The 9,728-nt window shown below is 70.5% G+C and carries 11 protein-coding genes and 1 pseudogene; 5 read left to right on the forward strand and 7 right to left on the reverse strand.

The window, feature by feature from the left end:
- Positions 1–121 precede the first annotated feature (121 nt).
- A complete protein-coding gene (locus tag E1161_RS28190; RefSeq protein WP_235875234.1) occupies positions 122–823 on the forward strand; it encodes a hypothetical protein in 702 nt (233 codons plus the stop codon).
- A 509-nt stretch (positions 824–1,332) separates the two neighbouring features.
- Positions 1,333–2,343, forward strand: coding sequence for a translation initiation factor eIF-2B alpha/beta/delta subunit family protein (locus E1161_RS22835; protein ID WP_132626618.1), 1,011 nt, complete (start codon positions 1,333–1,335; stop codon positions 2,341–2,343).
- Here E1161_RS22835 and E1161_RS22840 read toward each other — a convergent pair.
- On the reverse strand, positions 2,331–2,786 hold the full coding sequence (locus E1161_RS22840; protein WP_207920355.1) for a MarR family winged helix-turn-helix transcriptional regulator: 456 nt from the start codon (positions 2,784–2,786) through the stop codon (positions 2,331–2,333). The two genes, E1161_RS22835 and E1161_RS22840, sit on opposite strands and share 13 nt — an antisense overlap.
- A 95-nt stretch (positions 2,787–2,881) precedes the next feature.
- Here E1161_RS22840 and E1161_RS22845 point away from each other — a divergent pair, with 95 nt between their 5' ends.
- Positions 2,882–3,802 (forward strand): quinone oxidoreductase family protein, encoded by a 921-nt coding sequence (locus tag E1161_RS22845; RefSeq protein ID WP_132626636.1) that lies wholly within the window; start codon positions 2,882–2,884, stop codon positions 3,800–3,802.
- A gap of 1 nt (position 3,803) precedes the next feature.
- On the opposite strand, the gene E1161_RS22850 is transcribed toward E1161_RS22845, so the two are convergent.
- The 4 genes and pseudogenes from E1161_RS22850 to E1161_RS28740 all read right to left on the reverse strand — a co-directional run.
- Positions 3,804–4,208 carry a TIGR03618 family F420-dependent PPOX class oxidoreductase gene (locus E1161_RS22850; RefSeq protein ID WP_132626620.1) on the reverse strand — a complete coding sequence of 135 codons (405 nt, stop codon included), beginning with the start codon at positions 4,206–4,208 and terminating at the stop codon, positions 3,804–3,806.
- A gap of 206 nt (positions 4,209–4,414) precedes the next feature.
- Positions 4,415–4,615, reverse strand: a complete 201-nt coding sequence (locus E1161_RS27750; protein ID WP_207920356.1) for a hypothetical protein — start codon at positions 4,613–4,615, stop codon at positions 4,415–4,417.
- Positions 4,612–5,343, reverse strand: coding sequence for a M24 family metallopeptidase (locus E1161_RS28195; protein WP_235875235.1), 732 nt, complete (start codon positions 5,341–5,343; stop codon positions 4,612–4,614). Before E1161_RS28195 ends, E1161_RS27750 begins: the two co-directional genes overlap by 4 nt.
- Before the next feature lie 498 nt (positions 5,344–5,841).
- A pseudogene (locus E1161_RS28740) lies at positions 5,842–5,895 on the reverse strand (hypothetical protein); the annotation flags it as partial.
- A 546-nt stretch (positions 5,896–6,441) separates the two neighbouring features.
- On the opposite strand from E1161_RS28740, the gene E1161_RS27760 reads away from it, so the two are divergent.
- Positions 6,442–6,600, forward strand: coding sequence for a hypothetical protein (locus tag E1161_RS27760; RefSeq protein WP_207920358.1), 159 nt, complete (start codon positions 6,442–6,444; stop codon positions 6,598–6,600).
- Here E1161_RS27760 and E1161_RS22870 read toward each other — a convergent pair.
- Complete coding sequence (locus tag E1161_RS22870; protein ID WP_132626624.1) at positions 6,597–7,274, reverse strand: histidine phosphatase family protein; 678 nt, start codon at positions 7,272–7,274, stop codon at positions 6,597–6,599. The two genes, E1161_RS27760 and E1161_RS22870, sit on opposite strands and share 4 nt — an antisense overlap.
- 116 nt (positions 7,275–7,390) lie before the next feature.
- Positions 7,391–8,203, reverse strand: coding sequence for an undecaprenyl-diphosphate phosphatase (locus tag E1161_RS22875; RefSeq protein ID WP_408012016.1), 813 nt, complete (start codon positions 8,201–8,203; stop codon positions 7,391–7,393).
- A 281-nt stretch (positions 8,204–8,484) separates the two neighbouring features.
- Here E1161_RS22875 and E1161_RS22880 point away from each other — a divergent pair, with 281 nt between their 5' ends.
- Positions 8,485–9,456 carry an aldo/keto reductase gene (locus E1161_RS22880; protein WP_132626628.1) on the forward strand — a complete coding sequence of 324 codons (972 nt, stop codon included), beginning with the start codon at positions 8,485–8,487 and terminating at the stop codon, positions 9,454–9,456.
- Positions 9,457–9,728 lie beyond the last annotated feature (272 nt).

The raw sequence follows: 9,728 nt of genomic DNA on the forward strand, positions 1-9,728 counted from the left end.
CGGTGGGCTGGGGAACACGGGGGTGTGCTTTACCGGTCCGTGACCGGTAGGGTCTGCTCCGCCGGAACGGAAGTCCCCGATCCGGTGACATTGGCCGTTTGCTGACGCAGAGTCGATACGGATGACTATTCAAGACGATCTTGCTCGACCGTGGTTCCAGCCCGTGGTCCCCTCGGAAGCGCAACAGCAGCAGCCGGATCCGGGACCGCCGACGACACGCATGATGGGCCAGCTGCCCGTGGACGAGGCGATCGATCCCGCCCCGTCGGCACCCGGTCCGATGCCCACCCCGAACGCTGCACCGCAGCGGGCGGTTCTCCCGGCCCCCGCCCCGCAGCCCCCGATGTACGACAGCCCGCAGAACTCGCTGCCGCCGCGGCCGAGCACGGCGATGTCGGAAGGCACGACTTTCGCCGAGGCGCTCGATCCCGGCTCGCAGCAGCACTTCTCCTCCAGCCCGGGCCTCGCCGCGCCGGAGGAGATCGCCGGTGACACGGCGTTCCAGGCGTTCTACAGCGATGAACCGGCTTCGATGCCCTCGATCCCGCCGGCCGGCCCGCCGATGGCGCCGCCGCCGATCCCCGAGCACGTCGAGGTCACTCAGCCCTACATCCCCGCGATCCGTGACGAGCAGCCGGAGTTCGCCAAGCACCTCAACCCGCAGGCCACCGCGTCTCCGACGGCGTTGACCGGTCCGCAGCCGGCGGTCACCGAGCGTTCCGCGACCGCCCCGCCCCGGAAGCGCGGCTTGATGCGCCGGGCGGTGCGCCGGATCATCGGACCGGACCTGCTGCGCAAGGATCCGCCGAAAAAGCGCGGCTAGAGCCTGCTTTCGCCTCGCCGGTGGTCCTGGCACGGGCGCAGACCTGCATCCTGCGCCCGTGCCAGGACCACCGCTTCTCACGCCCCGAGTTCCTTCAGGTGGCGGGACTTGCTGGGTCCGCGATGAACACGCCGCTTCGGCCCCCGGAGCAGGTGGAACGCCTGGGCGGCCTGGCCATCTCGCGCACGGCACCCACAACTGGCCCCTGGCCGCCCTGATCGTGATCCTGCTCTCGCTGGCGCCCCACGTGGCCCTGCGCGGTCGGTCGACCGGGCAGGCGGCGTCACCGGGCGCGGGCGTGCCAGCCGGGTCACGAAGGTTCCTCCCGGCGACGGGTGGTGCGGGGGGTGGAGTGGCGCGGGGCCTCGGGTGATCAAGCCTGTGGGTGCGGCGATCAGCGCGATGTCGTGAGCCCAACGAACCAGTCGGCGGTGGCCGGGTGGTGCGCGCGGCTGGTTAGGCTTTCGTTCGTCAGCCCCCCTTTTCGGACTTGTGACCGCGAGGATTTGATGTCTTCTTCCGCTGTGCCCGTGCCGGTTCTCGCCGACAGCGTCCGGCTCGATGACGACGGCGTGCACATCTTGGACCGGCGGGTGTTCCCGTTCGAGCGCCGGTGGGTGCGCGCGGGCACGGTGGAGGAGGTCGCGCGGGCCATCGAGGAGATGGTGACCCAGTCCTCCGGGCCGTATTTCGCGGTGTTGTGGGGTTTGGTGCTGGCCGCCCGGGAGGCCGAGGGCCAGGACCCGCAGGTGGCGCGTCGCCGGGTGGGTGAGGCGGCGCGGCGGTTGATCGCCACGCGCCCGACCAACGACCAGCCGCGCAAGGCCGCGGCGTTCGTGCTCGAGGAGATCGCCGGGCGCGAGGACGTCGCCGCGGCGGCGTGGGACGGCGCGCGGGCCGGCGATGCCGACTACCGGCGGCGATGCCGCGAGATGGGGCAGGCGGGCGCGGCGCTGCTGGGCGAGGGCGCGCGGGTGCTGACGCACTGCTGGGGTGATCTCTACCTGCTGGGGCTGGTGGAGGCGCTGGTGGCCGGGGGCAAGCGCCCGGAGTTCGTCTGCACCGAGACCCGCCCGTACCTGCAGGGTGCGCGGTTGACCGCGGAGTCGCTGGCGGAGATGGGGGTGCCCACGACGCTGGTGACCGACGGGATGCCGGCGTCGCTGATGCGGGAGGGCCGGGTGGATGCGCTGGTGACCGCCAGCGACCGGATCACCATGGACGGCTCGGTGATCAACAAGGTGGGCACGTTGCACTTGGCCACGGCGGCGAAGGCCTACGGGGTGCCCTTCCACGCGTTGTGCCACGCCCCGGATCCCGACACCGAGTCGGGTGAGCAGGTGCCGATCGAGTTCCGCGACGGTGACGAGGTCCTGCACACCCTCGGTCACCGCAGCGCCAGCGCGCGGGTGCGGGGCCTGTACCCGGCGTTCGACGTGACCGATCCGCACCTGGTGACCACGGTGGTCACCGACAAGGGCGCGTTCGCTCCCGCCGAGGTGCGCCGCTACTGGGCCTGATCGGCGTGGTGGAGGCGCTGCAGCAGGGTGATCAGCAGATCGCGTTCGGCGGCGCTGAGCGGGGTGAGCAGTTCCCGGTTGGCCTGATCTGCCATTGCCGCGCAGCGCCGGAGTGTCGCCAGTCCCTCGGTGGTGGCCGACACGGCGTTCTTGCGGCGGTCGCGCGGGTCGGGCCGGCGTTGCACGAGGCCCTTGTCCCCCAGCTCGTTGAGCAGTCCGACGACGTCCTTGGGGTCGATCTCCAGGCGTCGCACCAGTTCGGCCTGGGCGAGCGGGCCGTGTTCGGCGACGGCGGCCAGCACGGCATGCTGGCTCAGCCGCAGCCCTTCGTCCGCGAGTGCGCGGGCCACCAGGTCGCGTCCTCGCGCGGCCACGCGCCCGGTCAGCCAGCTGGGCAGGGACTGGATGTGCGCCAGAGCGCGGGGGTTGTCCTGTTCGACCACGCGGTCACCCTATCCGAGAATTCGTTGGACTCCCCAACGCTTTCACCCTACTCTCGATTTCGTTGGTGAACCCATCGAATCGAGGAGTGTGCGTGATGCGACGCGTCCAGTACGTCATCAACGGTGGACCGGAGGTCCTGTTCGTCGAAGACGTCCCCACCCCGGTGCCCGGGCCTGGTCAGCTGCTGGTGCGCTGCGAGGCGGTCGGGGTCACCTGGCCCGCGGTGCGCCGCGTGCGCGAAGGGCCCGAGCCGATACCGCTGGGCGGGGAGGTCGCGGGCGTGGTGGAGGCGCTGGGCCCGGGGGTGCGTGGTTTCCGGCTCGGCGACCGGGTCACGGGCCTGTGCTTCGAGCACGCCTACGCCGAACACGCGCTGCTGGCCGATCACGTGGTCTCGCGGGTGCCCGAGCACGCCGACGCGGTGACCGCGGTGGCGCTGGTGCGCAGCGGACTGGTGGCGCGCAGGGCGTGCGCGGCTGGTTTGATCGGCCGGGGTGAGTCGGTGCTGATCACCGCGGCCGCGGGCGCGGTGGGCACGATGGCGATCCAGCTGGCGCGCGCTCACGGGGCTCGCGTGGTCGCCGCGGTCGGCGACAAGCAGGACAAGCACGGGTTCGTGCGCACGTTGGGCGCTGATGCGGTGGTGGGCTACGACGATCCCAGCTGGGGTGAGCCGGTCGACGTCGTGCTGGAGTGCGTGGGCGGTGAGGTGCTGGACAAGGCGGTGCGCGCTCTGGGCCGCGGTGGGCGCCTGGTGACCTTCGGCGCGCAGCCCGGTGCGATCTGCTCGGGCGAGCTGATGACGCGGGGTGCCTCGGCGACGGGGTTCCGCATGGGATCGCCTGCCACACCGTCGTTGCACGCCTGCTGGCGGGACGAGTTGTGGGACTGGCACCGGGAGGGCTGGCTGCGCACCCGCGTGCACGCCGAGATCCCGCTAGCCCAGGCGGCGCGGGCGCACGAGGTCATCGAGTCCCGCGCCAACCTCGGCAAGGTGGTGCTGGTGGTGGACTAGGTCAGTCCTGCGGTGCGTGGGCGATGGAGTCCACGGCGATGGTCAGCAAACGGCGGGTCGCGGGCGTGCCTCCGAAGCCGGGGTAGTCGATTCCGAGGTACTTCTGGGAGATCTCGTCGATGTTGTCGGCCGCGCCCTCGGTGGTGGAGTCGATGACGCGGCCGCGCACGGCGTAGTAGCGGGCGACGTTGTCGGGGTCGGCGATGTTGACCGCGACCCTCGGGTCGCGCGCGATGTTCTTGGCCTTGCGCATGCCCTCGACGATGTTGATCTGGATGTGCTCGCCGTCTGTGTGCACCCAGGTCTGGGTCAGCTGGGGCGAGCCGTCGGGCATCACGGTGGCGATGAAGCACGGGCTGGGGCGGCGCAGCAGCGCCAGCAGACCTTCGGGCAGTGTGGTGGACAACGGTGACTCCTGGTTTTCGAGGAGGATGCGGACCTGAGGTGCGGGGTCGTGCGCCGCCTGCCCAGGGGCAGTGGGGGTGTGCGATGCGGTCGAGCCTTCGCCGAGTCTCGCCCTCTCGTGGGTGCTCAGCACCGTGTCCTCGGGCAGGACGGCGACCGGGTCGTCGGTACGGCGCAGCAGCAACTTGCCTTGAGGGGGAGATCCTCTTAAGACCTCGCCGCCGCCGTGACCGCCCGGTAGGCGATCTCGGCGGCGGCTGCGGAGAAGGTCAGCAGTCGGGGACCGGTGAGCTCGTAGACCCGGCCGACGTGGCCGTTCTCGGTCAGCGCGGCCGAGGCGACGGCGGCGACGACGGCTCGGCCCTGTTGGGGCAGGCGCTGCGAGCACCCGGGCCCGCGCAACCTCACCGGAGCCAAGTGGTGAGCACTCGGGCACCCCTCTCGGTGATGGCGATGGTGTGGCCGCTGTGGGCTGCGCGGGTGTCGTCACCGGTGCGCATCACTCCTCCGTCGGTATCGAGGTGGTCGTGGCCGCCTGCGGTGAAGATCGGTTCGACGCTGAACACCAGCCCAGGGCGCAGCGGCAAACCTCGGGCCGGGTGACCGTCGTTGGGCACGGCCGGGTCCTGGCGGGCCTGCCTGCCCACGCCGTGCCCGCCCACGGGAGGGATGCCGTAGCCGGCGCTGCGCCCCACCAGCCCGATCGCCCTGCACACCTCACCCAGCCGGGCGCCTGGGCGTGCGGCTGCGATGCCGTCGGCCAGCGCCTGGCCGGTGGCATCGATCAGCGACCGGTCAACCGCACTCCCGGCGCCGACGGTGCTGCTCGTGGCGGCGCGGGCGTACCACCCGCGCAGGTCCAGCGTTGCGGCCACGCTGAGCAGATCGCCTTCGGCCAGCACGCGCCCGGCCGGTGCGCCTCCGATGATCTCGTCGTTGACCGACGTGGAGATCACCCGCCCACCGACCGGCCGCGCACCGGCCTCGGCAGCGACGTCGCGGGCGATCTCGTCGAGCTGCCCCAGCGACACTCCCGCCGCGACGTGGGAGTTCACCGCGGCCAGCATCGCGGCCACCACCGCCCCGGTTTCGGCCAGCGCGTCGATCTCGCCCCGACTGCGCAGTTCGATCACCATGCACCGATGATGCACCCCGGCACCGACAGCTCCCGCCACAGCAGACGGCTTCACGTTGCGCGTCGGCGTGCGCGTTGTCCGTCCACCCCAACGCTTTTCGCCTCGACCTTCGAGGCGCCGTTCACACGGGGGTCGCGCAAGGTGCCCGGGATCCGCAAGGAGGTGCGTACCCCGAGTTTCTGCGCCGCCTGTGGTGGAAGAGCCCGCTGGTGGTGCACCTGGTGCCCGCATTGGCCTGAGAACGGTGACCGGTACGTGTGGCGACCACGACGACGGCACCTGGAGGTGGCGCGAAGGGCGAACCAGACCGCATCGGCCACCAGCGCACACTGTCGGCACGCGCCCTCCACCACCTGGTCGAAAACATCGACTGAACAGCGGTTTCCGCGATCCGCGCACGGAAGCTAGCCGCCACAGCGCCCCTGGAACGCCGGGGCAGGCGCCGGGTGTGTGGCCGAAGGCGCGGCGGAACACGTCGATGAAGGTGCTGGCCGACGACCAGCCGCAGCGGTGCGCGAGCGCGGTCACGGCGACGTCCTCGGCCAGCATCATCAGCGCGTGGTGCAACCGGATCTGGCTGCGCCACTGGGTGGAAGGTCAGGCCGAGCGCCCTCGCGGCAACATCGGCTTCGCCCTCGCCCCGATCTTGGTCGCGATCGGGCACGGTTCGCTGCGCGCGACACCGCTGCTGGTGCTGCCCGCGCTGGCCGGAGCCGCCTTGTGCGTGCCGGTGCTGCGCATGATCGGCGAGAACCGCACCTCCACCACCGCCTCACCGGCTCGGGGCGTCGACGACGTCGGCTCGTTCGTGAAGCTGTCGCTGGCCGTCGTCGCCCGCTCCATCGTCTTCATCGGCCTGAGCACCTTCATCGGCCTGCACGCCCGGCAGCGCACGCACGGTGTGCCCGCCGCCGGAACCATCGCGTTCCTGCTGTTCCTCGGCGGTGCCGTCGGATCGGTGCTGGGCGGTCGCCTGGCCCAGCGCTCACCCTCACCTCGGCCAGGCTCTACGTGCCCTTCTCCCTGCAGGTCACCCTCGGGCAGGACTACCTGCCCTCCCGCGTCGGCACCGCCAGCGGAGTCACCCTCGGCCTCACCGTGACCGTCGGCGGCCTGATCAGCCCCCTGCTGGGACGGCTGGCCGACACCAGCTCTCTGCAGACGGCCTCGACCCCGCTGATCCTCATGCCGCTGGTGAGCTGGCTGGTGTTCCTCGTCCTGCCCGAACCCGCGCTCCCAGTTCCGCGCGAGAGCTAGGCGGTCTCACCGGTGCTGCCGCCGACCACGGCGTCCGAGGACGACGACTCCTCCGGCGGCAGCAGCCCGGAAACGTCGCCACCGGTGTCGTTGATCTTGAGGACGAACGGGCGGGTCTCGGTGTAGCGCACCACGCTCACCGAGCACGGGTCGACCACGATCCGCTGGAAGGAGTCCAGGTGCAGCCCCAGAGCGTCGGCCAGCACCGACTTGATCACATCACCGTGGCTGCACAGCAACCACACCTCGTGGGAACCGACCTGCCGGTCGTGCTCGCGCACCGCCGCAACCGCCCGCGACTGCACCTGCGCCAGCCCCTCGCCGCCGGGGAACACCGCCGCGGACGGGTGCTGCTGCACCACCTTCCACAGCTCCTGCCCGGTCAGCTCCTTGATCTTGCGGCCGGTCCAGTCGCCGTAGTCGACCTCGGCCAGCCGCTCCTCGACCACCGGCTCGATCTCGCGCTGCCGCGCCAGCCCGGCCACCGTCTCCTGGCAGCGCTGCAGCGGAGACACCACCACCCGGCTCAACGGCACGCCCTCCAGCCGCGCGGGCAGGCCCGCGGCCTGACAGCCACCGGTCTCGTCAAGACCGACACCGGGCGTGCGCCCGGCCAGAACACCGGAACCGTTGGCCGCCGAACGGGCATGCCGAAGCAGGATGAGAGTCGCCACGTCCGCCGAGGGTAGGCCTCACCGCACGTCCCACCACCCCCAGGGCCCGCACGGAGCAAAAAAGTCGGGGCGGTCCGACCGGACCGCCCCGACACCCGTTGTGCGACGTCACCGCCTCACGGCTGGATCACACCGAAGCCCAGCAGCGCGAACACCGCCGCACCCAGTGCGATCCGGTACCAGACGAACAGGTAGACGCTGTGCTTCTCCACGAAGCGCAGCAACCACGCGATCACCGCGTACCCGATCACCCCGGCCACCACCGTGGCCACGATCATCTGCGCAGCCGACGGCTGCAACCCGTACGGGCTGGGCTCGAACACGTGCGAGACCTCCGACAACCCCGCGGCGAACACCGCCGGAATCGCCAGCAGGAACGAGAACCGCACCGCTGTGGCCCGCGTGAGGCCCAGCGCCAGACCCGCGGTGATCGTCCCGCCGGAACGCGACACACCGGGGATCAACGCCATCGCCTGAGCGAAACCCATCAGCACACCATCGCTGAGCCGCAACCGCGCCTGAACGCGCAACTGCTTGCCGTACCGCTCAGCCAACCCCATCAGCACGCCGAAGATCACCAGCGTCGCCGCGGTGATCCACAGGCTGCGGAGCGTCGAGCGGATGTAGTCCTGGAAGAAGAAGCCCAGGACACCGATCGGCAAGCTGCCCACGATCACGTACCAGGCCAGCTTGTAGTCCTGAGTGGCGCGCACCTGGGCGCTGAACAGCCCGCGGAACCACACGGCGACCAGCCGGACGATGTCACCGATGAAGTAGATGACCACCGCCAGTTCGGTGCCGATCTGCGTCACCGCGGTGAACGAAGCACCTGCGTCATCGCCGAAGAACAACTTCGACACGATCGACAGATGCCCGGACGAGGAAATCGGCAGGAACTCGGTGAGCCCCTGGACCACGGCCAGCACCATGGCCTGCAACCACGACACGAAACCCACTCCACACGATCGAAAAGGGAACCCCGGGCCGCATCCGAAACTTCCGGCCCGGTCCCCAGATCTTCCAGCATCACCCCGTACCGACCTCCCCCACCCTTGTTCACCCCATCAGGGCAGGTCAGCCAACCAATCCGTCACCCACCGCAGCCAACCCCGCAACACACCCACCCCGATGTGATCCACAACACACACACCCGGACCCGCCGAGCCGACCTCACCAGCCACACCACCCGCACCGAATACCCTGCAACACCGTGGAACAGCGACAACTCGGCCACAGCGGCCTCCGCGTCTCCCGGCTCGCCCTCGGCACCATGACCTGGGGCCTGGACGTCACCGCCGAAGACGCAGCAGACCAGCTGACCACCTTCCACGAAGCAGGCGGCACCCTCATCGACACCGCCGACGTCTACCAAGACGGCCACGCCGAAGAGCTCCTCGGCGACCTGCTCACCCACCACATCCCCCGCGACGAGATCATCCTCGCGACCAAAGCCGCCGCCCGCCGCAAACCCGGCCCCTTCGGCGGCGGCGCCTCCCGCGGCGCACTCCTCAACGCCCTCGACGAATCACTCCGCCGCCTGGGCACCGACCACATCGACCTCTGGCAACTCCAAGCCTGGGACCCCGCCGTCCCCCTCGACGAAACCCTCGCCGCCCTCGACACCGCCGTCACCACGGGCCGCGTCCGCTACACCGGTATCGCCAACTACACCGGCTGGCAAACCGCCACCGCCGCCGCACACCAGCACCACCACCCCACCCGCACACCCCTCATCTCCACCCAAGTCGAATACTCCCTGCTCGAACGCGGCATCGAACGCGAAGTCGTCCCCGCCACCGCACACCACGGACTCGGCATCCTCGCCTGGGCACCCCTCGGCCGCGGCGTCCTCACCGGCAAGTACCGCAACGCCACCCCACCCGACTCCCGCGGCGCCACCACCCACCTCGCCGGCTACGTCGAACACCACCGCACCGAACGCGCAGCCCGCATCGTCCAAGCACTGCTCACCGCAGCCGAAGGACTCAACACCACACCCGCCCACGTCGCCCTCGCCTGGGTCCGCGACCGCCCCGGCATCACCGCACCCATCCTCGGCGCCCGCACCACACCCCAACTCAAGACCGCCCTCACCACCGAAGACCTCACCCTCCCCCCAGCCATCCGCGCCGCCCTCGACGACATCAGCGCACCCCGGCACACCTACCCCGAAACCCAGTAGCACTTCCCGCCACACCCACGACGTGCCAAGCTGATGGGTCACCACCCACATGGGGGCACCCTGCAACCCCCATCCCCCGATCAGGGATGCTGGAGGAAGCACCAACCAGCCAGCGGAAGCGGCAACACCGCAGGGCAGCACCACAGGAGGACCTCGTTGCGTCGTCTGGTCATCACCTGCCTCACCTTCACCCTCCTCGCCGGGTGCGGCATGGACGACAGCACAGACCCCCTCCAGGTCACCGACACCCTTCTCTTATAAACAACTGACGC

The organism is Saccharopolyspora aridisoli (assembly GCF_004348445.1).
Lineage (GTDB): Bacteria > Actinomycetota > Actinomycetes > Mycobacteriales > Pseudonocardiaceae > Saccharopolyspora > Saccharopolyspora aridisoli.